This window comes from Frateuria terrea (genome assembly GCF_900115705.1).
In the GTDB taxonomy this organism is placed as follows: Bacteria; Pseudomonadota; Gammaproteobacteria; order Xanthomonadales; family Rhodanobacteraceae; genus Frateuria_A; species Frateuria_A terrea.
Genome location: NZ_FOXL01000008.1, coordinates 56950 through 78454 on the forward strand (window position 1 = coordinate 56950; position 21505 = coordinate 78454).

25 protein-coding genes are annotated in these 21505 nt (G+C 69.5%); 6 read left to right on the top strand and 19 right to left on the bottom strand.

All coding sequences use genetic code 11. From position 1 onward, the window contains the following. Window positions 1-75 precede the first annotated feature (75 nt). Window positions 76-531: a hypothetical protein gene (locus BMZ38_RS14350; protein WP_091339143.1), complete on the bottom strand. Its 456-nt coding sequence runs from the start codon at window positions 529-531 to the stop codon at window positions 76-78. Continuing rightward, window positions 528-1109, bottom strand: a complete 582-nt coding sequence (locus BMZ38_RS14355) for an RNA polymerase sigma factor (RefSeq protein WP_091339146.1) — start codon at window positions 1107-1109, stop codon at window positions 528-530. The genes BMZ38_RS14350 and BMZ38_RS14355 overlap by 4 nt, the downstream gene beginning before the upstream one ends. 110 nt (window positions 1110-1219) lie before the next feature. Here BMZ38_RS14355 and BMZ38_RS14360 point away from each other — a divergent pair, with 110 nt between their 5' ends. Further along, complete coding sequence (locus BMZ38_RS14360) at window positions 1220-1546, top strand: DUF6249 domain-containing protein (protein ID WP_091339149.1); 327 nt, start codon at window positions 1220-1222, stop codon at window positions 1544-1546. 44 nt (window positions 1547-1590) lie between these two features. Here BMZ38_RS14360 and BMZ38_RS14365 read toward each other — a convergent pair whose 3' ends face one another. From BMZ38_RS14365 to BMZ38_RS14410, 10 genes are all read right to left on the bottom strand, one after another. Then, a complete protein-coding gene (locus BMZ38_RS14365; RefSeq protein WP_091339555.1) occupies window positions 1591-1890 on the bottom strand; it encodes an STAS domain-containing protein in 300 nt (99 codons plus the stop codon). Between the two features lie 18 nt (window positions 1891-1908). Further along, a complete protein-coding gene (locus BMZ38_RS14370; protein ID WP_091339151.1) occupies window positions 1909-3090 on the bottom strand; it encodes a methyl-accepting chemotaxis protein in 1182 nt (393 codons plus the stop codon). Between the two features lie 16 nt (window positions 3091-3106). After that, window positions 3107-4207, bottom strand: coding sequence for a protein-glutamate methylesterase/protein-glutamine glutaminase (locus BMZ38_RS14375; RefSeq protein WP_091339154.1), 1101 nt, complete (start codon window positions 4205-4207; stop codon window positions 3107-3109). Window positions 4208-4337: 130 nt separating this feature from the next. Then, window positions 4338-4988, bottom strand: a complete 651-nt coding sequence (gene cheD, locus BMZ38_RS14380; protein WP_091339157.1) for a chemoreceptor glutamine deamidase CheD — start codon at window positions 4986-4988, stop codon at window positions 4338-4340. Then, window positions 4985-5860: a CheR family methyltransferase gene (locus BMZ38_RS14385; RefSeq protein WP_091339160.1), complete on the bottom strand. Its 876-nt coding sequence runs from the start codon at window positions 5858-5860 to the stop codon at window positions 4985-4987. The genes cheD and BMZ38_RS14385 overlap by 4 nt, the downstream gene beginning before the upstream one ends. A gap of 2 nt (window positions 5861-5862) precedes the next feature. After that, entirely contained in the window at window positions 5863-7584 is a 1722-nt protein-coding gene (locus tag BMZ38_RS14390; RefSeq protein ID WP_091339163.1) for a methyl-accepting chemotaxis protein, read from the bottom strand. Between the two features lie 12 nt (window positions 7585-7596). Beyond that, window positions 7597-8118: a chemotaxis protein CheW gene (locus BMZ38_RS14395; protein WP_091339166.1), complete on the bottom strand. Its 522-nt coding sequence runs from the start codon at window positions 8116-8118 to the stop codon at window positions 7597-7599. A 161-nt stretch (window positions 8119-8279) separates the two neighbouring features. Then, window positions 8280-10247 (bottom strand): chemotaxis protein CheA, encoded by a 1968-nt coding sequence (locus BMZ38_RS14400; protein WP_091339169.1) that lies wholly within the window; start codon window positions 10245-10247, stop codon window positions 8280-8282. Window positions 10248-10267: 20 nt separating this feature from the next. Beyond that, on the bottom strand, window positions 10268-10630 hold the full coding sequence (locus BMZ38_RS14405; protein WP_091339172.1) for a response regulator: 363 nt from the start codon (window positions 10628-10630) through the stop codon (window positions 10268-10270). 17 nt (window positions 10631-10647) lie between these two features. Continuing rightward, window positions 10648-10962 carry an STAS domain-containing protein gene (locus BMZ38_RS14410; RefSeq protein WP_091339175.1) on the bottom strand — a complete coding sequence of 105 codons (315 nt, stop codon included), beginning with the start codon at window positions 10960-10962 and terminating at the stop codon, window positions 10648-10650. Window positions 10963-11138: 176 nt separating this feature from the next. On the opposite strand from BMZ38_RS14410, the gene fliK reads away from it, so the two are divergent. The 5 genes from fliK to BMZ38_RS14435 all read left to right on the top strand — a co-directional run bounded on the left by fliK (window position 11139) and on the right by BMZ38_RS14435 (window position 15153). Further along, complete coding sequence (fliK, locus tag BMZ38_RS14415; protein WP_091339178.1) at window positions 11139-12296, top strand: flagellar hook-length control protein FliK; 1158 nt, start codon at window positions 11139-11141, stop codon at window positions 12294-12296. Further along, on the top strand, window positions 12293-12559 hold the full coding sequence (locus tag BMZ38_RS14420; RefSeq protein WP_091339181.1) for a flagellar biosynthesis protein: 267 nt from the start codon (window positions 12293-12295) through the stop codon (window positions 12557-12559). The genes fliK and BMZ38_RS14420 overlap by 4 nt, the downstream gene beginning before the upstream one ends. Before the next feature lie 258 nt (window positions 12560-12817). Further along, window positions 12818-13462 carry a c-type cytochrome gene (locus BMZ38_RS14425; RefSeq protein ID WP_245747253.1) on the top strand — a complete coding sequence of 215 codons (645 nt, stop codon included), beginning with the start codon at window positions 12818-12820 and terminating at the stop codon, window positions 13460-13462. After that, complete coding sequence (locus BMZ38_RS14430; protein ID WP_091339186.1) at window positions 13459-14388, top strand: c-type cytochrome; 930 nt, start codon at window positions 13459-13461, stop codon at window positions 14386-14388. The genes BMZ38_RS14425 and BMZ38_RS14430 overlap by 4 nt, the downstream gene beginning before the upstream one ends. Before the next feature lie 129 nt (window positions 14389-14517). Further along, the gene (locus BMZ38_RS14435) at window positions 14518-15153 is read left to right on the top strand and encodes a DsrE family protein (RefSeq protein WP_175483754.1); all 636 of its coding nucleotides are present in this window, start codon (window positions 14518-14520) and stop codon (window positions 15151-15153) included. A gap of 249 nt (window positions 15154-15402) precedes the next feature. Here the strand turns inward: BMZ38_RS14435 and BMZ38_RS14440 are convergent, their stop codons facing one another. From BMZ38_RS14440 to BMZ38_RS14470, 7 genes are read right to left on the bottom strand one after another with little or no spacing between them, the layout of a single operon-like run. Then, entirely contained in the window at window positions 15403-15864 is a 462-nt protein-coding gene (locus BMZ38_RS14440; RefSeq protein WP_091339195.1) for a chemotaxis protein CheW, read from the bottom strand. Between the two features lie 28 nt (window positions 15865-15892). Continuing rightward, the gene (gene motD, locus BMZ38_RS14445) at window positions 15893-16942 is read right to left on the bottom strand and encodes a flagellar motor protein MotD (RefSeq protein ID WP_091339197.1); all 1050 of its coding nucleotides are present in this window, start codon (window positions 16940-16942) and stop codon (window positions 15893-15895) included. Next, window positions 16939-17679: a flagellar motor protein gene (locus BMZ38_RS14450; RefSeq protein ID WP_091339200.1), complete on the bottom strand. Its 741-nt coding sequence runs from the start codon at window positions 17677-17679 to the stop codon at window positions 16939-16941. Before BMZ38_RS14450 ends, motD begins: the two co-directional genes overlap by 4 nt. A gap of 1 nt (window position 17680) precedes the next feature. Then, window positions 17681-19594, bottom strand: coding sequence for a chemotaxis protein CheA (locus BMZ38_RS14455; protein ID WP_091339203.1), 1914 nt, complete (start codon window positions 19592-19594; stop codon window positions 17681-17683). 17 nt (window positions 19595-19611) lie between these two features. Beyond that, a complete protein-coding gene (locus tag BMZ38_RS14460) occupies window positions 19612-20253 on the bottom strand; it encodes a protein phosphatase CheZ (RefSeq protein WP_091339206.1) in 642 nt (213 codons plus the stop codon). After that, the gene (locus BMZ38_RS14465; protein WP_091339209.1) at window positions 20250-20657 is read right to left on the bottom strand and encodes a chemotaxis response regulator CheY; all 408 of its coding nucleotides are present in this window, start codon (window positions 20655-20657) and stop codon (window positions 20250-20252) included. Before BMZ38_RS14465 ends, BMZ38_RS14460 begins: the two co-directional genes overlap by 4 nt. A gap of 44 nt (window positions 20658-20701) precedes the next feature. Then, on the bottom strand, window positions 20702-21505 hold the full coding sequence (locus BMZ38_RS14470) for an RNA polymerase sigma factor FliA (protein WP_091339212.1): 804 nt from the start codon (window positions 21503-21505) through the stop codon (window positions 20702-20704).

Sequence of the window (21505 nt, forward strand, 5' to 3'; positions counted from 1 at the left end):
GCCACCGGCATGGCCGCGAGCCCCACCCGGCTCGCCCTGCCCTCTCCCTCGAGGGAAAGAGGGGCTCAAGCCGCATCAGGCAGTCTGGTCGGGGTGCTGCAGCCAATGCCGGGACAGGCGCGACAGGCCCAGACACGCCGCCAACGCCCAGACCCAGGGTTTGGCCAGCAGGGCGCCGGCCGTCCCCTGATCGAGCGAGGGCAGCCACTGGGCGCCATATATCAACGTGGCGGCCAGCCCGGACAGCACCATCGCCCCGACAAGCAGCACGAGCAGGTTGCCTTCCAGGCGGGTGTCAGCCGGTCGGGCGGCGGCCCGTTCCACCTGCTGCGCCAGCCTGCGGGCAAAGTCGGGCGGCAGCTGCTCGTCCAGCGGCTGCGCCAGGGCGTGGGCCACCAGGCGATAGCTGCGCAGCTGCGGATCACCCTCCTGCGGCGCCAGGCCGGCGCGCTCCTCGGCAAGCGCACGCTCCTGCGCGGACCATTCGCGCGCATCGTCGTCGGGCAGGGGAAAACGGGGATCGTGGTTCATACGGCAACTCCCAGCCGGCCTTCCAGTACGGTGCGAAGGCGCAGGCGTGCGCGGAACAGGTGACTCTTGATGGTGCCGGAGGCCAGGCCGGTGATCATGGCGATCTCCGGAATGCTGGCCTCCTCCAGATGGTAGAGCGTCAGTACCGTGCGTTGCACCGGCGGCAGCGCGTCGATGGCATCGTGCAGGCGGCGCGCGACCTGGGCATCGCCGAAGGCCTGCTCCAGGTCGAAGTCGTCGCCCAGGTTTTCCAGCGGGGAAGGGACGTCCCCGTCGGCGGCCGGCTCGAGCAGCGGGATGCGCTTGCGCTGCAGGTGGCGCAGCGCGATCGAATAGGCGACCTGCCCGATCCAGGACTTCAGTGCACTTTCGTAGCGGTACTGGTGCAGGCACTGGTGCACGCGCAGGAAGGTCTCCTGGCACAGCTCCCGCGCGTCCTCCGGATGGCGCACCATGCGGTGGATGATGTGCCAGCACAGGCCCTGGTAGTCGCGCACCAGGCGCTCGAAGGCACCGGGCGCGCCGCGCAGCACGGCGTCGACCAGTTCACGGTCCAGGTTGGTTGAGCGCTCATCCATCGCCCATGGGATACGCGCCACGGGCAAACGGTTGCAAGTGTCTTCGGGTGCAACCGTGCGGACGCCCGCCGTCTCTCCTGCACCGAACCCCAACCACAGGAGCAGGACCCATGAATCTCGGCGACCTCATTCCCATCACGCTGTTCATCTGCATCACCTACGCCATCAAGGTCGTCGTCGACGCACGCGTGCGCCGGCAGATGGTCACCGTCGGCGGCTCGGAGGAACTGGTGCGCTCGGTGCTGCAGAGCGAGGAGCTGCGCCGGCGGCATTCTTCGCTGCACTGGGGCGTGGTGCTGGTCGCGCTGGGGATCGGCTTCGCGCTGATCCAGGCGTTCGGCTGGCAGGACCTGACCCCCGGCCTGGTGGCCGTGCTGGCAGTGGCCACGGGCGTCGGCAACCTGGTGTTCTACGGGATCGCGCGGCGGCTTGGGTGATCCCGCCCTGCTCCCTCCCCTTCCCGGGAGAGGGAGCGACGGCGTCAGTGCAGGACGAACAGCTTGTCGAAGCCGGCCACGCGCAGCGTGCCGCGCAGTTCGTCGCGGGCATTGACGATGCGGATCTCGGCGCGGTCGGCGCCGGCGTGTTCGCGCAGCAGCAGCAGCATGCCCAGCGCGGAGCTGTCCATGCAGGTGACCTCGCCCAGGTCGATCACGTAGCTGCGCGCCTTGATCCCGGAGCCCAGGCAGGCGTCATGGAAGTCGCGGTGCACGCTGAAGTCGAAGTGCTCGCCCAGGTGCAGGGTCAGGCAGTCGGTGTCGCTGTCGTGGTGGACGTTGATGCTCATGGTGCAGGGTCCTTAAAAGAGTTCGATCTCGCCGGCATCCATCGAGCTCTGCAGCGCGGGGCCGCGCGAACGCAGGCGGGCCTTCTCACGCTGGATCGCCAGGCGGGCGCGCACGCGCTGCGCGCGGGCTTCCAGCGCCTCGGCGTCGATCTTGCTGCAGGCCAGTTCCTCGATGTCGCGGGTGCAATCGGCGGTGATCTCCTGCAGCTCGACCAGGCGCGTGCGGGTCTGCTGCAGCAACTGGCTCAGGATGTCCTCGAACTGCAGCGAGCGGATGGTGGTGGACACGTCGCTGCCCAGGCCTCGGTTGATCTCGACCACCTGGTCGGCCACCGCGCTGGTGCGCGCGTCGGACTCGGTAACGTGGGCCATCATCGCGTCGATGCCGCCCTTGGCCGACAGCGCGACGTTCAGGTCCTGCGAGGCCATGGTGCCGACCAGGCCGCGCAGCTGCTCCATCGCCGTGCGGGCGCGCTCGACGTGGCTGCCAATCTGCTCGTTGAACTGGTTGGAGTTGCTGGCCAGGTTGCGGATCTCGCCGGCGACCACCGCGAAGCCGCGGCCGGACTCGCCCGCGCGCGCCGCCTCGATCGAGGCGTTGAGCGCCAGCAGGTTGGTTTCCTCGGCGATCGTGTTGACGTTCTTCAGCAACCCGAACACGGCGTCCATTTCCTTGGCCATGCCGTCGATGCGGTAGACGATGCGCAGGCTCTCGCGCGACATCTGCACGATCATGCCGACGAAATGTTCCAGCAGGTCGCCGGTGCGCGCGGCGAAATCCTGCACCGACACGCCGCCGTTCTGCACGTCGATGATCTGTTTGAGCAGCGACTGCTGCAGGCCGGTCTTCTGCGACAGGCCGTCGAAGCCGCCGCCCAGCTCCTGCACGGCGTCGCGCAACAGGTCCAGGCCCTGGTGCAGTTCGCGCGTGGCATGGCCGAGCTCGTCGACCAGCGCGCTGCGGACGTCTTCCAGCGCCTCGCGAACCGGCGTGCTGTCGATCTCGACCGGCCCCTCGGCCGCGACCTTGGCCGCCGTCTGGCGGGCCTCGACGATCCAGGCCGCGGCCAGTGCGATCACCAGCAGCGGAGCGAGCCACACCGGATGCCACAACAGGCTGGCCAGCAGCGCGATGGCGCTGGCCGAAAACCCGATCAGGTGGCGGGTATGGAAGAAGGAGAGGATGGCGTTCATGGAATTGCTTCCGCGATCAAAGGGCGGCGACGCGCGGGGCGCTGTCGAGGGGTTGGCGCGCCAGCCTGAGCAGGCGCGCGGCAATCTGGTCGAGCGGCAGGGCTTCGCGTGCGGCGCCCAGCTTGAAGGCGGCGCCCGGCATGCCCCACACCACCGAGGAATCCTCGTCCTGCACCAGCGTGGCGGCACCGGCCTGGGAAAGTTCCAGCAGCCCGCGAGCGCCGTCGTCACCCATGCCGGTAAGCAGCGCGGCGACGGTGGCCTTGCCGACGCTGGCCGCCATCGAGCGGAACAGCACGTCGACCGAGGGCTTGTGGCGGTTCACCGGCGGGCCGTCGTGCAGGCGGCAGACGTGCTTGGCACCGTCCCACATCACCAGCAGGTGCTGGCTGCCGGGGGCGATGTACGCGTGGCCCTGCTGGATCGGCTGGCCGTCGTGCGCCTCGCACACGCGCATCGCCGAGCAATGGTCCATGCGTGCGGCGAACGGGCCGCTGAAGGCGGCAGGGATGTGTTGGGTGATCACGATCGGCGGCGCATCCGGCGGCATCGCTTCCAGCACCACGCGGATCGCCTCGGTGCCGCCGGTGGAGGCGCCGATGGCGATGATCGGACTGCCACCGCGCGTGCCGGCCGACTGCGACAGCGGCAGCACGGCATCGGCGGACAGCCGCGGCGCCACGTCCAGCTTGCGCACCGCGGTTCGCGCACGCGGCTTGGAGCGTGCCGCCGTCACCACCTTGGCGCAGATCTCCTGCGCGCTGCCGGCGAAAGTGCCGGCCAGGTCGCTGGCGGGCTTGGCGAAGAAGTCCACCGCGCCCAGTTCCAGCGCACGCAGGGTGACCTCGGCGCCCTGCTCAGTCAGCGAGGACACCATCACCACCGGCATCGGGCGCAGCCGCATCAGGTTTTCCAGGAAGGTCAGTCCGTCCATCCGCGGCATCTCGACGTCGAGCGTGAGCACGTCGGGCTCGAGCTGCTTGATCTTGTCGCGCGCGATCAGTGGGTCGGCCGCCGTGCCGACCACCTCGATACGCGGATCGGAGGCAAGCATGGTCGACAGGAGCTTGCGCACCAGTGCGGAATCGTCGACTACCAGTACTCGCACTTTGTCCATGCCGTTATCTCGAGCTTGCCTGTGATGGGTGGAGCGATGGGGCTGGGTCGTGAGGGCGTTGATCCGTCTGCACCGCGGCTGGGCAGCCGGCACGGCGGATGCCGCGCCCCCACGGCCCAGCGCCACCAGGTCAGAACAGCTCCACCTCTCCCTTTATCGGATCGTTTGCCAAACGCTTGAGGTAGAACCGCTCGCCGTCGACCAGCTGGGCGTCGCGGGTGCCGCGCAGCTGGCGCACGCGCACCTTGCCGCTGGCCGGGAAGTACTGGACCTGGCGCGGGTACACGTCGCCCAGGTCCGATGCCGCCACGGCCAGCTTTTCGGTCGTCAGGTAGCGCTGCACGAATTCGATGTTGCGCCGGCCCACGTCGGTCATCTGCGCCAGTACGCGGCCGCCGCCGAACACCTTCACTTCCAGGTCCTCGCGTTGGCCGCCGGCCTTCAGGATGGCGTTGATCAGCTGCTCCATCGCGTCGGAGCCATAACGCGCCGCGCGGCCGACCGCGGCCGACCAGGCGTCGCGCTCGCCGACCGGCTCGGGCAGCATGAAGTGGTTCATGCCGCCCACTTGCCGGCGCCTGTCGCGGATGCATGCGGCAATGCAGGAGCCGAGCACGGTGGAGATCATTTCCTCCTGCGTGCTCACGTAGAACTCGCCCGGCAGCACCTTGGCGGTGACGCACTGGTGGGTCGGGTCCCAGAACCTGCGCAGGTGTTCGAAACCGGGTAGAGCGGGTGCGATGGCCTGGCCTCGCGGCAGGCTCGCGGCGACCTGGGTCATGCAGAGCGTTTCCGGTAGATGGTGCGACCGATCAGTTCGAACTCGTCGGAAAGGCCGTGCATGGATTCGGAGTGGCCCAGGAACAGCGGCGCACCCGTGGGCAGAAGGCCGGCGAAGCGGTGGAACAGCTTCTGCTTGGTCGGCTGGTCGAAATAGATCACTACGTTGCGGCAGAAGATGGCGTCGAATGGTCCCTGCATCGGCCACGCGTGCAGCAGGTTGAGCGGCGCGATGGTGGTCAGCTCGCGCAGCTTCGGGTGCACGCAGGCCAGGCCCGCGTACTCGCCCTCGCCGCGCAGGAACCAGCGCCGGCGCCGCTCGGCGCTGACGCCATCGAGTCGCTCGACCGGGTAGACGCCCTTCTGCGCCGCCGCCAGTGCCGCCGGCGAAAGGTCGGTGGCGAGGATCTTCGCGTCGACGTTGCGGCCGCACCGCTCCAGCGCCTCGGCCAGCACCATCGCAAGCGAATAGGGTTCCTCGCCGCTGGAACAGCCGGCCGACCAGATGCGCAAGCGGTCGCCCTCGCGCCGCTTCTGCTCCAGCCATCGCGGCAGCATCTCGTTGGCCAGTGCCTCGAAGTGGTGTACCTCGCGGAAGAACGCCGTGACGTTGGTGCTGATCGCGCTGGCCAGCTCGCCGAGCTCACGCTCCGGTTCGGTGCGCAGGAGCTCGCAATAGGCACCGAAGTCCTTCAGGCCCAATGCGCGCAGGCGCCGCGCCAGGCGGCCCTGCACCAGCTGGTGCTTCTGCTCGCTCAGCGCGATGCCGCAGTGCCGGTAGACGAACGTGCGCAGGAACTGGAAGTCGCCATCGCCGAGCACCGGGCCAGCCAGGCCGGCCGCCGGGTTGTCGTGGTCGACCACCGCGCTCATGCTCAGAACTCCTTCCACACACCCGCGGCGGCCGGCTCGGCCATCCGCGCCGCGCGCGGGGCCGGGCTGTTGCGCACGGCGGCGAACACCGCCTCGGCTTCGGCGACCACCGCAGCGGCCACCGGCTTGGCGGCCGGCGCAGGCGCCGCGGCGAGGTCGCCATCCAGATGGAAGAACGCCACCTGCCGAGCCAGCTCGTTGGCCTGCTCCTGCATTGCGCGGGCGGCCGCGGCGGCCTCTTCGACCAGCGCGGCGTTCTGCTGGGTCATCTCGTCCATCTGCGACACGGCATGGTTGACCTGGTCGATGCCGGCCGACTGTTCCTGGCTGGCCGCGGCGATCTCGGCCACGATGTCGGTAACCTTCTTGACGCTGTCGACGATCTCGCCCAGTGCCTTGCCGGACTGGTCGACCAGCTCCGTACCGGTGCGCACCTTCTCCGCGCTGTCGTTGATCAGCGCCTTGATCTCCTTGGCCGCGCCGGCCGAGCGCTGCGCCAGGTTGCGCACCTCGGTGGCGACCACCGCGAAGCCGCGGCCCTGCTCACCGGCGCGCGCCGCTTCCACCGCCGCGTTGAGCGAGAGCAGGTTGGTCTGGAAGGCGATCTCGTCGATCAGGCTGACGATGTCGGAGATCTTGCGGCTGGAGGCGTTGATCTCCTTCATCGCCACCACCGCCTGCGAGGCCACCTCGCCGCCGCGCTCGGCCTGCTCGCGGGCGCCGCGGGCCAGCTGGTTGGCGTGGCTGGCGTTCTCGGCGTTCTGCTTGACGGTGGAGGTCATCTCCTCCATCGAGGAGGCGGTTTCCTCCAGGCTGGAGGCCTGTTCCTGCGTGCGCTGGGAGAGGTCGTCGTTGCCGCGGGCGATCTGCTGCGCGGCGGTACTCACCGCACCGGAGCCGTGGCGAACCTCGCCGACGATGGCGGAGAGGCGCTCGTCCATGCTGCGGAACGCATCCAGCAGCTGGCCCAGCTCGTCGTTGCGCTTCACCTTGATCGCATGACCGAGCTTGCCCTGGGAGATCTCACGGGCGACACGACCGGCATAGGTGAGCGTATTGATGATCGAGCGGCTCAGCGACAGCGCCATCCAGATCGCCAGCAGCAGGCCGGCGGCGAGCGCGCCGATGCTGACCGCGCGGATCAGCTTGAAGCGCGACACCTGGGCCTGGTAGGCGGCAAACGCCTCGTCGCGCTGCATGGTGACGAGTTTGTCCAGCACTTCCAGGCGCATCATCATCAGCGGGCGCACTTCCATGTCGAGCACGTCGCCGGCGGCCTCGTCATGCTGGTTCAGCGCATCGGTCATGTCCTTCAGGCCGCTGACGTAGTCGCCCTCGTCGGCCATGTACTTCTTGTATTGCGCGGCCACGGCCTCGCTCTTGGGCGCGGCGTCGAAGCTCTTCTTCTCCGCTCTGAATTTCGCTTCCAGCGCAGCGTAGTCGTCCATCTTCTGCTTCAGCTGCGGCGGCTGCTTGACCAGCTTCGCCGCCTCGCCCAGCACGATGAACTGCATCAGCGAATCGGCGCGCATGCGCGACACCGTCTGCGCGGTGACCAGTTCGTCCTGGTACATCGCGCGCATGCCCTCGTTCTGCAGCTGCATCGAGCCGATGCCGATCACGGCACCGGCCACCAGCATCAGCATCAGCATGCCCAGTACCAGGCGCAGGCGGCCGCGCACGGTCAGGGCGGGAATCTTGAACTTGAGTTTCGGCATCTTCATCGGTAGGTCCTGTCAGGCCACGGCTTTGACTTCGGTAACCGCGGGCAAGGCGGCTTCCAGCATCTGCGCGTCCTGCGGCTGCAACAGCTTGTCCACGTCCAGGAGCAGCACCATGCGCTCATCGACGGAGGTCAATCCCTTCAAGTATTCGGTATCCACGGCGGTACCCATGTCCGGCACCGGGCGGACCCCGTCGGCCTGCACGTCCAGCACGTCGGAAACGGCATCGACGACCACGCCGAACAGGCGCCCGGCCACCGTCACCACCACGGTGACGGTAGTGGCGCTGTACTCCTCGCGCTGCAGCCCGAAGCGCAGGCGCAGGTCCAGCACCGGCACGATGGCGCCGCGCAGGTTGAGCACGCCCAGCACGTAGTGCGGCGCCTGCGGTATGCGGGTGACCGGCGTCCAGCCGCGGATCTCGCGCACGGCCAGGATGTCGATCGCGTATTCCTCGCTGGCGAGGTTCACGGTGAGGTATTGCGTCGCCGCCGTTTCGGCGTCGGAGGCGACGGGGTTCGCTGGGTGGGTCATGTGCGTTCCACGGTGAAGTACCGATCCATGATTCCTATCGGCGGGCGGACGGCGTTCTTGAGTGCAGGGAAGAGGAGCAGACCCTCGGAACTTCCCGTCCGGTCCGGAAGGAAGCCGGGCACGGGAGGCAGTCAAAGCGGGCGGAATTCCCGCTGGGGCGGTCAGGCCGCCTTGCGGCGTCCGTGCAGGCGCACCAGTCCGGCGATGTCGGTGATCAGCGCCACCGAGCCGTCGGCCAGGATGGTCGCGCCGGAGACGCCCTGCACGCGGCGGTAGTTGGTTTCCAGCGACTTGACCACCGCCTGCTGCTGGCCGACCAGCCCGTCGACGAACAGGCCCACGCGGGAGCCGTCGCCCTCGACCACGATGACCAGGCCATCCTCGATCGCACGCTTGGCGCCGTCGCAGCCGAACAGCTCGTGCAGGCGCAGCACCGGCAGGTACTCGCCGCGGAAGCGGAACAGCTCACCGCCGCCGACCACGGTCTTGAGCGCCTCGGGCTTGAGCTGCACCGATTCGACGATCGACACCAGCGGCACGATGTAGCGCTCCTGGCCCACCGCGGCGGTGAGGCCGTCGATGATCGCCAGGGTGAGCGGCAGGGTGATGGTGAACACGCTGCCCTGCCCCGGCTTGCTGCGGATGGTGACCGTGCCGCCGAGGTCCGACACGTTTCGGCGCACCACGTCCATGCCCACGCCTCGGCCGGACAGGTCGGTGGTGACCTCGGCGGTGGAGAAGCCGGGCTGGAAGATCAGCTCGCCGACCGCTTCATCGCTCAGGCCTTCGCCACTCCTGATCAGGCCGCGCTCGATCGCCTTGCCGACGATCGCCCCGCGGTTGAGGCCGGCGCCGTCGTCGGACACTTCCACCACGATGTTGCCGCCGCGGTGATAGGCGTCCAGCTTGAGCGTGCCCATGTCGCTCTTGCCGGCGGCACGACGCTTCTGTGGCGTCTCCAGACCATGGTCGATGGCGTTGCGCACCAGGTGCACCATCGGGTCGCCGATCTTCTCCAGCACGGTCTTGTCGAGCTCGGTCTGCTCGCCGTGAAGCTCCAGCTTCACCTGCTTGCCGAGCTTCTGGCTGAGGTCGCGCACCAGCCGCGGGAAGCGGTTGAACACCGAGGCGATCGGCAGCATGCGGATGCCCATCACGCTTTCCTGCAGCTCGCGCGCGTGGCGGGCGAGCTGGGTCAGGCCGTGCTGCAGCAAGGCCAGCCGCGAAGGATCGAATTCCTCGCGGAAGGTGTCGAGCATGGCCTGGGTGATCACCAGCTCGCCGACCAGGTTGATCATGCCGTCGATCTTGTCGATCGACACGCGCACCGAGCCGGAATCGGCATTGGCCTCGCGCGTGCCGCGGGCGGCGGCCTCGGCGATGTTCGCCGGCGCCGGCGGCGCGGCCGGCGTCACCACGGCGCTGGGCTTGGGTTCGATGGCGAGGTCGCATTCGTCCTCGACCCAGTCGAACACCGCCTTGATGTCCTCGCGCCTGACCGGCGCCTTCAGTTCGATCGACCAGCCCATGTGGCATTCGGACGGATCGAGCTTGGCCAGTGCCGGCAGGCGCGAGAGGTCGGCTTCGACGGCGAGCTCGCCCAGCCCGGCCAGCTCGCGGATCAGCCGCAGCGGATCGTTGCCGCCGGCGAGCATGCCGGCGTGCGGATGGAAACGGATGATCCAGGCCTCGGCCTGGTCGCCGGCGCGACGGCCCTGGACCGCGGCGGCAGGTGCAGCGCGGCCCATCATCGCCGCCAGCTCGCCGCGCACGTCATCGGAGGTGGCGTCGTTGAGCGGCTGGCCGGCCCTGGCGCGGTCGAACATCCCGCGCAGGCAGTCCACCGAGCGCAGCAGCAGCTCGACGATCGGCTTGTCGATGGCGCGCTTGCCGCCGCGCACCTCGTCCAGCAGCGATTCGGCCTCATGGGTGAACGAGGCCATCTCCGGAAAACCGAAGGTCGCCGCGCCGCCCTTGATCGAGTGCGCGGCGCGGAAGATGGTATGCACCAGCTCCCCGTCGCCGCCATCGTCCAGCGCGAGCAGCGAGGATTCCATCGTGTCGAGCCCTTCCAGGCTCTCCTCGATGAATACTTGTTGGAACTGCGCCAGGCCGCCGGTACTGCTCATCGGATCGCTCTCTTTGCGGCTTAGCCGAGCACGCGCTTGACGGTCGCCAGCAGCTGCTCCGGATCGAACGGCTTGACCAGCCAGCCGGTCGCGCCGGCGGCCTTGCCTTCCATCTTCTTGTCCGTGTGCGACTCGGTGGTCAGCATCAGGATCGGCACGCCCTTGTAGCTGGGCCGCGTGCGCAGCTCGCGCACCATGCTGATGCCATCCATCACCGGCATGTTGACGTCCGCCAGCACCAGGTCGAACGCCGCACCGTTGGCCGCGTCCAGCGCCAGCTGGCCGTTCTCGGCCTCGGTCACCTCGTGGCCGGCGCCGCGCAGGGTGTAGGCCACCATGCCGCGCATCGACGCCGAATCGTCCACCGCAAGAATCTTTGCCATTTCATCAACCTCGTTTTCTACGCCGGCACGGCTGCCGGCAGATCCAGTGCCTTGATCAGGCCGAGCGTTTCGGCCGCCTCGCACAATGTCGTGCTCGCGCCCCGCCAGCTCACCGCGCAGCCGCGCGACAGCGCCTCGCGGCGGAACAGCGTCAGCAGCTGCAGCGCGGCGGTATCCACGCGTTCGACCGCGCTGCCGTCGAGCTGCGTCGCCGGCGCGTCCAGCGCGCCCAGCAGCTCGGCCAGCAATGCCGCCTGCGCGGCCATGCGGCAATCCGCCGGCAGTCCGATCTCGACCGCGGCCGGTGCGCTGTGTTCACGTTTGCTGCCCATTGCTTGCCTCCGCTCTTACCGGGCCCCTGCCCAAGCCTTATCGGCGGTTCCGGTGGAGGCTTTAGTGCCGGAAAGTGACCGGCGTCACCATCGCTCAAGTTATCGTCCGCCCGGCCGATTCCTGTACCGACTGCACGGAACCGACCCACTGCCCGGCCGGCAGGCAGGAGACCCGCGTGATCATCCAACCCACCAGCCTCGCCGCGATGACCTGGGCGGGTGCCGCCTCCGGCACCACGGCCGAGAGCTGGCGCGTGGGCACGGTGCTGGACGCCCGCCCGCTGGGCATGGGCGAGCAGGGCCGCATGGTGCTGCAGATCGGCGCGTTCACAGTGGAGGCCGACCCGCTCGGCATCCCGCTGCCCTCGCAGTTCCAGGTACGCGTGCTGGCGATGGGCAACCCGCCGCTGCTGGAAATCCTTGCCGGCGCTGCCGCCGACCCGCGCGTGCAACAGGCCCTGCGCGAACGCCTGCCGCAGCAGAACGGCTACGCGCCGTTGCTCGCCACGCTGGGCGCGCTGGCGCAGCGGCCGATCGTGCGCCAGCTGCCGCCGGAGGTGCGCGCCACGCTGGCCCTGCTCGACCAGGGCGTGCGCACGCCGCAGGACATCACCCGCGCGGACGGCCTGCGCGAGGCGGTCGCCCGCAGCGGGCTGTTCCTCGAATCGCAACTGGTCAACCCGCGCAGCAATCCGATGCCGCTGGGCGACGAGGACTTCAAGGCAGTACTGCTGCGCCTGGCCGCGGTGCTCGACCGGCAACCGCGGCTGCCCATGCACCCGCCCGCCAGCGGTGCCGACACCCCGCCGCCGTTGCGCCAGCGCGGCCTGCAGGCGCAACCGCGCGTGCCGCTGGCCCCACCCTTCGGCGAACCCTCCGCCGATGACGACATCGGCCAACTGCTCGGCCGCCTGCGCGGCGACGTGCACGCCGCGCTGGCCCGGCTGGAAATCGCCCAGCTCGACGCGGCCGGCGCGCAGGCCTGGATGATCGAGATCCCGTTGCAGGGCCCGCTCGGCCGCGACGTGCTGCAGCTGCACCTCGAACACGGCCAGGACGCCGAGACCGGCGCCGGCACGTGGACGCTGGGCTTCGCCCTCGACCTGCCGCCGCTGGGTCCGCTGCAGGGCGAATTGCAGTTGCGCGACCTGCGCCTGAACGTGCGCCTGTGGGCCGAACGCAGCGCCACCAACGAGCGGCTCGAACGCCAGTTCACCCCGCTGCGCCAGCGCCTGGCCGCCAGTGGCCTGCAACTGGACCAGCTGAGCTGCCAGACCGGCCTGCCGCAAGGCCAGGGGCACGCCAGCGCCCTGTTGCTGAAGGCCACCGCATGAGCGCCACCCTGCCGCCGCCGCAGCGACGCGTCACCCTGCGCCTGGCCGGTCCCGAAACCAAGGCCGCGCCGCTGCCGCCCGAGGCGCTCGAATTGCTGCTCGCCCGCGCCCGCGCGCTCGGGCTGCCGCTGCACCACGATCCACAGGTTGCCTCGATCCTGGCCGCGCTGCGCCTGCGCGAGGACGTGCCCGTGCTGCTCTACGCTGCCGCCGCTGCGGTGCTGGCCAGCGTCTACGAGGCCGGCGGCGAACACGCCGCCTGAACCTCCTACACGCGCGCTTCGCTCCCTCTCCCCTGCGGGAAGAGGGCTGGAGTGAGGAGCCGGAGCCCGCGCCAAGTCCCGCCGTTGCGCGCTCGGAGCCCCCGACACCTCGCCACCGCGTCGCAAGCCGGCTCCAGCGCGCAGACATTCCCTGCACGCCGAGCTCGCTATTCGTTGCTTTTGGCCGGCAAGGGTTTGCCCTGCCGGCACGGAGCCATGGGGGGATTGCGGATGCGCGGCAGGGGTTGGGAAGGCGTCGTGGCGGGGCTCTGGCTCGCGTTGGCATGGGCATCGCCAGCCAACGCGGCGACGGCGCAAACCCTGGTCAACCGGGGCAACGAACGCGGTGCGCCGCCGTGCCAGTCCTGCCACGGTGCCGATGGTCGCGGCCAGGCAGCGGCCGGCTTTCCGCGCCTGGCCGGGTTGGACGCCGGCTATCTGCGCAGGCAGTTGGACGACTACGCCAAGGGCACGCGCTCCAACGCGGTGATGCAGCCCATCGCGCAAGCGTTGTCGCCGGACGAGCGCGACGGGGTCGCGATGTATTACGCCCGCCTGCCAGTGCCGGTGAAGGCCAAGGTCACGAAGCCGGCCGACGGTCCGGGGGCCGACGCCAGGGGCGCCACGCTCGCCACGCGCGGGCGCTGGTCCGCGCAAGTACCCGCCTGCGAGCAATGCCACGGGCCCGGCGGCGTGGGCGTGGGTGCGAACTTCCCCCCGCTGGCCGGGCAGCCGGCAGCGTACATCGAGGCGCAGCTGAAGGCCTGGCAGCAAGGCACGCGACGCAACGATCCGCTCGGGCTCATGCAGCACCTGAGCCGCGCCTTGAGTGCCCAGGACATCGCCGCGGTGGCGCAGTGGTTTGCGGCGCAGTCGCCGGTCGGCAGGAGCGTCCGCAAATGACCGCGCGCCTGATCGCCCTGCTCCTTGCTCCGCTGGTACTCGCCGCATGCAGCGGCCGCACGCCGCTCGATGCGCACGCCGCCGACGCGCCGCGCGCAGCCGCACCGGCAGCAAAGGCGCCCGCGACCACCTCCTTCACGCCACCGGCCGAATCGACGATCCCGGCCGGTCCCTACGGCGACATGGTGCGGCTGGGCCGCGAGATCTTCCTGCATACGCGCAAGGCCGCGCCGGCGTACGTCGGCAACGGCCTGAACTGCGTCAACTGCCACCTCGACGCGGGCCGGTTGGCCGACTCCGCGCCGCTGTGGGGCGCGTACGGCATGTATCCGCAGTACCGCAAGAAGAACCATCACGTGAACAGTTACGGCGAACGCCTGCAGGGCTGCTTCATGTACAGCATGAACGGCAAGGCGCCGCCGCTGGACGACCCGGTGATCGTGGCGCTGGAGACCTATTCCTACTGGATGGCGCAGGGTGCGCCGCTGGGCACGAAGCTCGAAGGCGCAGGCTATCCGAGCGTGCCCAGACCGGCGAAGGCACCGGACTATGCGCGCGGCCAGTCGGTGTTCGGGCGCGACTGCGCGCTTTGCCACGGCGCCCAAGGCCAGGGTCAGAAGGTGGCCGGCACATACGTGTTCCCGCCGCTGTGGGGTCCGGACTCGTTCAACTGGGGCGCCGGCATGCACGAGCTGGACAAGGCGGCCGCGTTCATCAAGGCGAACATGCCGTTGAGCCGCGGCGGCATGCTGAGCGACCAGGATGCCTGGGACGTGGCCATGTTCATGGACGCGCACGAGCGCCCGCAGGACCCGCGCTACCACGGCGACCTGGCCGCCACGCGCAAGGCCTACCACGACACGCCGATGTCGCTGTACGGCACGCGCGTCAACGGACGCCTGCTCGGCGCGCGGCCGGCGCAATGACGCCGTCGCATGCGTGACGGCCATCACGTTCCACCGCACCGCATGGCCACGTTGCCCGGTACTTCACGCCATCTACCTACACTGCCGTATTGCGCGCCACGGCCGTCCAGCCAACGGAGACCCGCAGGGATGACCTACAGCAAAGCCACCGCCATGTCCGCCGATGACCTCGCCCCCTCGCCGATCCGCCGCACGCTGGCATGGAGCGGCGTTGCCCTGCTGCTGATCGCCTGCGCCGCGGTGATCGCGTTCACCGTGTCGCAGCCGCATGCCGACGCGCGCCTGACCTACCCGCGCATCCACGGCGCCGGTGGCGTGCTGCCGGTGGGGCCCGATGCGCTGATGCCCTCGACCGTGGCGGAGCATCGGCTCTACATCGACGTCGACAGCGACGGCCCGACACGCGACAACGACATCAACGTGCGCCTGCACACGGCGGCCAAGCTGCTGAACCTGTATGCGCTCGCTGGCGTGCCCAACGACAAGGTCCACATGGTGGTGCTGTTCTACGGACGCGGGGTCGACCTGGCGCTGTCGGACAAGGCTTATCGACAGAAATTCGGCCACTCCAATCCGAACGCGTCCCTGATCAGCCAGTTGCACAAGGCCAACGTGAAGATGGTGGTGTGTGGCCAGGCCCTGGGCCACCAGAACTTCGTCGCATCCAACGTGCGTTCCGGCATGACGCTGGCGCTCTCGGCCCTGACCGCGCGCGAGGAATTGCAGGCGGCCGGGTACGGCGAGGTGCCGAAGGAGGCGGAGTGATCGGCTGCGGCCTTTTCCCGCACGCTCGATCACGCTGGATATAGGCGCGGGCGCCGGAGTCGAAGCGCCACCCTCAGCTACCCGTTCGAATCCCTCTCCCTCCGGGAGAGAGGGTGCCGACAGGCGGGTGAGGGTCCGGGCGGAGCGAATGCGCCAGCAGCACCGGACTCTCTCTCGGCGGGAGAGAGGCTCAAGCCTGGTTTTCCCGGGTATCCCGCGGGGTTTCAGCCGGTCAGCGTCACAAGCGGATCAGGCGGCGCCGCTTTCCGGCAACCGGCACAGCCGGCGCACATCGAGCAAGGCGACGAAACCACCCTTCCACGGCAGCACGCCAGTCACTGGATCGTCTTCGCGCGTGGCGCGCCCGGGTGGCGGCGGGGCGACGGATTCGTTGCCGGGCAGCAGCAGTTCGCCGACCCCGTCCACGCGCAGCCCGACGAGGTGGGCAGCGTGGCTGAGCATGACCACGCGCACGCCGTCGTCCTCGCCGTCGCGCGGCGGCAGGCCGAGACGGCGACGACCATCGAGCACCGGCACGACACGGCCGCGCAGGTGGCGCACACCGAGCAGGTCGGAGGCGGCACCGGGGACCGGCGTGACTTCGCCGACGCGGATCACTTCGCTCACCTGCACCAGCGGCGCGGCATAGGCCTGGCCGTCCAGTTGGAAGGTGAGCCAGTGTCGATGGTTCGGGACGGCCGGGGCGGTCATGCCTTGGGCTCCATGAAAGAAGCGCGCGTCATTTGCCACGCTCCGGAGTGACGACGAGGGTCGGTTCGGTGACGTGCGCCGGCGCCTTCGCGGCAACATGCTGTGCGGACGCAACCTGCGGGCGAGCATTGGCAAGGCCCGCGGCGTGCGTCCCCGCGACGGACGTATCGGACGCATCCGTCGGCGACGCGCTGTCGGCCAACTGGCCGGCGCGGTCCGCATCGCCCGAATAGCGCACCGGCATGGCGTGGTCGCTCAGCACCACCACCAGTACGCGGCGGTTGCGGTTGCGGCCCTCCGCGGTGGCGTTGTCGGCGGCCGGGCGGAACTGCCCCCAGCCGATGATGCCCAGTCGCGCAGGGCTGATGCCATGCTCGGCGAACAGCCGCGCCACGCTGGCCGCGCGCGCTGCAGAAAGTTCCCAATTGGACGGATAGACGGCCGTGTTGATCGGCTTGTCGTCGGTGTAGCCTTCGATTCGCAGCGGGTTGCCGAACGGCGCCAGGATGCCGGCCAGGCTGCCCAGCACGGCACCGGCCGGGCGCGAGAGTTGCGCCACGCCGCTGGGAAACAGGATATCGGTGCGGATCTCGATCTCCAGCCAGTTGGGCGTGCGGCGCACGATCACCTGCTGCTTGTCGATGAGCGGCTGCAGCGCCCGCTCGACCTCGTGCTGGATGCGCGTGAGGTTGGCCTGCCGCCGCGCCTCGGCCGCGGCCTGCACGTCGCGCATCGTCTCGTGCGTTGCGCGCACGGCATCCATGCGCCGCGACGCCGGACGCAGCGGGATCGGCACCGCCACCGGCGCGGCCGCCGCGCCCGGCTGGCTCTGCGGCGCGGCGATCGCCGGATCGACGTTGTGCGGCCTGGCCTTCTGCGGCGGCATCGGCGCGATCACGTGGCTGGAGCCGTTGAACGCCTCGATGATCGACTCGGACATCACGCGGTACTTGCCCTCGTTGACCACCGACACCGCGTACATCACCACGAAGAAGGCGAGCAGCAGCGTCATCAGGTCGGCGTAGGGAATCGCCCAGGCCTCGTGGTTGACGTGGTCCTCGTGGTGCTTGCGCTTCACGACAGGTAGCCCTGCAGCTTCGCCTCGATCTGCCGCGGGTTGTCGCCCTCGGCGATCGAGACCAGCCCCTCGACCAGGATCTCGCGCATCTGCGTCTGCTTGCGCACCAGGCCCTTCAGGCGCGCAGACATCGGCAGCATCAACAGGTTGGCCAGCGCCACGCCGTAGATGGTGGCGACGAAGGCGGCGGCGATGCCGTGCCCGAGCTTGCTCGGGTCGGCCAGGTTCTGCATCACCGCCATCAGGCCCATCACGGCGCCGATGATGCCCATGGTCGGCGAGTAGATGCCGGCGTTCTCGAACACCTTGGCCGCGATCAGTTCATTGTGCTCACGCGCCTCCAGCTCCACTTCCAGCACGCTGCGGATGGCATCCGGCTCGCCGCCGTCGACCAGCATCTGCAGGCCCTTGCGCACGAAGCCGTCGGCCTCCTCGTCGATCTGCGGCTCGAGCCCGAGCAGGCCCTGCCGGCGCGAGATCTCGCTCCAGCCGATGATCCGGCCGATCAGGTCCGACGGATGGAACGAGGGCGGCCGGTAGACCATCGGCAGCATGCCCAGCGCGCGCCGGAGCACGGCGCCGGGCGTCTGCACCATCAGCGCGGCAGCGGTGCCGGCGAACACGATCACGAACGCCGCCGGGTTGACCAGGGCGCCGACCGTGGAACCCTTCAGGATGGTGCCGACGATGATGACCAGGAAGGCCAGGATCGTGCCGATGAGGCTCACCGGATCCACTTCAGCCCGCCGCGCGCAGTGACGGCAGCAACTGCCCGCCGTCGTCGGCCAGGCCGGCCAGGTCGAGCACCAGCGCGAGCTTGCCGTCGCCGGTGACGGTGGCGCCGGCGATACCGGGGATGCCCTCGAACAGCGGGCCCAGCGGTTTGGCCATCACGTCCTCGCGGCCGAGCACCTCGTGCACCAGGCAACCGATGTGCTGGTGGCCAATGTGCAGCACCACCACATGGCGCGGCGCGGCGCCGACGACGCCGGCCCAGCCGGCCAGATCGCCCAGCGGCAGCGCGCGGCCACGGTGGTTGGCGACCAGCCGTCCGTCGAGCATGCGGTCCTGGCCGGCGGCAAGTTCGAACACCTCCTCCACGTTCGACAGCGGCAGCGCAAACAGGCGCGGGCCCACGCGCACCATCAGCACGCGCAGGATGGCGAGCGTCAGCGGCACGGTCAGTTCCAGCTCGCTGCCATGGCCGAGCCTCGAGCGCACCTGCAGCGTGCCGCCCAGTTCGGCCACGCGCGTCTTGACCACGTCCATGCCGACGCCGCGGCCGGAGATGTCGGAGATCTGCGCGGCGGTGGAGAAGCCCGGGCGGAAGATCAGCTCGTAGCAGTCGGTCTCGGTCAGCCGCGCGGCCTGGGCCTCGTCGATCACGCCCTTTTCGACCGCCTTGCGCTTGAGCACCTCGGGGTTCATGCCGCGGCCGTCGTCGCTGACCGCGATGACGATGCGTTCGCCGCGCTGGCTGGCCGACAGGCGCACGGTGCCGCGGCGCGACTTGCCGGCCTTGAGCCGTTCGTCCGGCATTTCCAGGCCGTGGTCCAGTGCGTTGCGCAACAAGTGGATCAGCGGATCGGCCAGCGCCTCGACCAGGCTGCGGTCCAGGTCGGTGCCCTCGCCTTCGGTGACCAGGTCCACTTCCTTGCCCAGCTGCCGGGCGAGGTCGCGCACGATGCGCGGGAAGCGCTGGAACAGCCGGCCGACCGGCTGCATGCGCATGGAGAGCACGGCGCCCTGCATCTCGTCGGCCACCCGGTCGAGTTCGGCCGCCACCTGTGCCAGCGTCTCGTCGCCGCTTTTCAGGGCCAGGCTCTGCAGGCGGTTGCGCACCAGCACCAGCTCGCCGGCGCGGTTGACCAGCGCGTCCAGTCGGCCGGTATCCACGCGCACGCTGGTTTCCGCCGGGGCGGCGGCGCGGGCGGGAGCGGCAGGTGCGGCTGCCGTGACCGGCGCGGCACCGGGCGCACCGCCCTTGCCGTGCAGGTTGTCCAGCAAGGCTTCGAATTCGTCGTCGGCGATGGTATTGGCCGCCGCGGGTAGCGAAGCGCCCGGTGCGGCCGTGCCATGCAGGTTGTCGAGCAACGCCTCGAACTCGTCGTCGTTGATCGTCGACGGCGCGGGCGCGGCCGCAGGCACGGTCCCGGGCGCGGCGGTGCCGTACAGGCTGTCGAGCAGCGCTTCGAATTCGCTGTCGTCGATGCTGCCGTCGGCCCGGGGCGCGGCTGCGGCGACGGCCACCGGCGGCGGCGCCGGTGCTGCGATGCCCGGCATCAGCCGGCGCAGCAGCGCCGGCGGCGGCATCGCCATCGACGCGCCGCCGCGCAGCGCATCCATCATCGCGTTGAGCAGGTCCAGCGCCTCGAGCAACGCGTCCATCCGTCCCGAATCCAGCACCAGCACGCCGTTGCGGGCGACGTTGAGCAGGTCCTCGGCGTGATGGCACAACTGCACCATCGGCTCGATGGCGAGGAAGCCCGCGCCGCCCTTGACCGTGTGGAAGGCGCGGAATACCGCGTTGAGCAGCTCGGCCTCGCGCGGGTTGCCTTCCAGCTCGACCAGCTGTTCCGACAGGCGCTCGACCAGTTCTCCGGCCTCGACCAGGAAATCGTCGCGCAGTTCGGCGTCGAGTGAGGGGTCCATGCTCGCTCCGGACCCGCTCAGAAGCCGAATTCGCTGAGCAGGCGGTCCGCCTCGTCCTGGCCGGAAATCTTCTCCACCACCGGCGGCGGCTCGCGGCCGGACAATGCGCCGGTCAGGCGCACCAGCTCCAGCAGCGAGGACTCCACCGACTCGATGAAGTTGACCACCTTCTTGATGCGCTGGCCCGACAGGTCCTGCCAGGACTGCGCCATCACCATGTCGTTGAGGCCCTCGCGGCAGGCGCCGGCGAAGCTGCCGGCCTGGCGCGCGAGGTCGGCGACCGGGTCGCACGGCGCGGCCGAGGCGAGCACCTGTTCGGCGCTCTGCGCCAGCGCGTCGGCCTCTGGGCTCATGCGCTCGGCGAAATCGATGCTGCGGTGGGCTGCCTGCGAGCTCATCTCCAGCACGTCGTTGAGGTGCTTGCGCACGTCGGCCACGCGGCCGGGCACGCCTTCCTGGGCCAGGTCGTTGCCCAGCCGGCTGACCGCCCCGTGCAGGTCGCGCGCGAGCAGGCCCAGCGCGCGGAACAGGTGCTGCTCGCGCTGGCGCACCAACGCATCGAGCGCCTGCTCGAAGGCGGCGCCGTCGGCACTGTTGAGCAGGTCCTGCAGCTCCGGCGGCAGGGCGCTTTCGTCGAACGTGGAGAGGACGGCGCTCATGCGCCGGCTCCCGCGGCGGCGATGCGCTCGAAGATCTTGGTCAGCTTCTCCTTCAGCGTCACCGCGTTGAACGGCTTGACGATGTAGCCGTTCACGCCCGCCTGCGCCGCAGCGATGATCTGGTCGCGGTTGTTCTCGGCGGTGACCATCAGCACCGGCAGGCCCTTCAGCGACGGTTCGGCGCGGATCGCGCGCAACAGGTCGATGCCCGTCATGTTGGGCATGTTCCAGTCGGTCACGACCATGTCGAACGGCTGGCTCTTCAGCATGGTCAGCGCGTTGTTGCCGTCGTCGGCCTCTTGGATCAGCGGGTTGCTGAAACCCAGCTCCACCAACAGGTTCCTGACGATGCGCCGCATGGTGGAGAAGTCGTCCACCACGAGGATTTTCATGTTCTTGTCCATGTTTCCTCTGGAAAAGGGAATGGGGAATCGTTAATCGTCAATGGTCAGCGTGGAGGGGAGCGATCGGTGTGGGAGCGCCGGCTCTTGCCTTTGCGACTGCCCATTTCCGATTCCCCATTCCCGTCACGCCAATCGCCCAGGCGCGCGCGCAGGCGCACGATCGCCTGGCCATGGATCTGGCACACGCGCGACTCGGTCACGCCGAGCACGGCACCGATTTCCTTCAGGTTCAATTCCTGCTCGTAGTACAGCGACATCACCAGCTGCTCGCGCTCGGGCAGGGTGCCGATGCCGTCGATCAGTGCCTGGCGCAGGCCGTCCTGCTCGATGCTCTCGGCCGGCCCGAGGCTGCCCTGGTCGACCACGTCGAAGGCGGGCGAGCCGTCGCCGTCGTCCGGCGCGGTGAGGCTCAGCAGGCGCGCGCTGGCGGCGTCGGCGAGTACCTGGTGGTACTCCTCCGGGCTGATCCCCAGGCGCTTGATGACCTCGGCGTCCTCGGCGTCGGCACCGGTCTCGATCTCGATCTGGCGCACCACCTCGGCGACTTCGCGCACCTTGCGGTGCACGGAGCGCGGGGTCCAGTCGGTCTTGCGCAGCTCGTCCAGCATGGCGCCGCGAATGCGGATGCCGGCATAGGTCTCGAAGCTGGCGGCGCGGTCGGTGGCGTAGTGCCGCGCGGCCTCCAGCAGTCCGATCATGCCGGACTGGATCAGGTCGCCCACATCCACGCTCGGCGGCAGGCGGCCCATCAGGTGATAGGCAATACGGCGCACCAGCGGTGCGTGCTGGCGCACCAACTCATCTGCACTTTGTTTCTGCAGCTGGAGATATTCCGATGCCACGCTCAT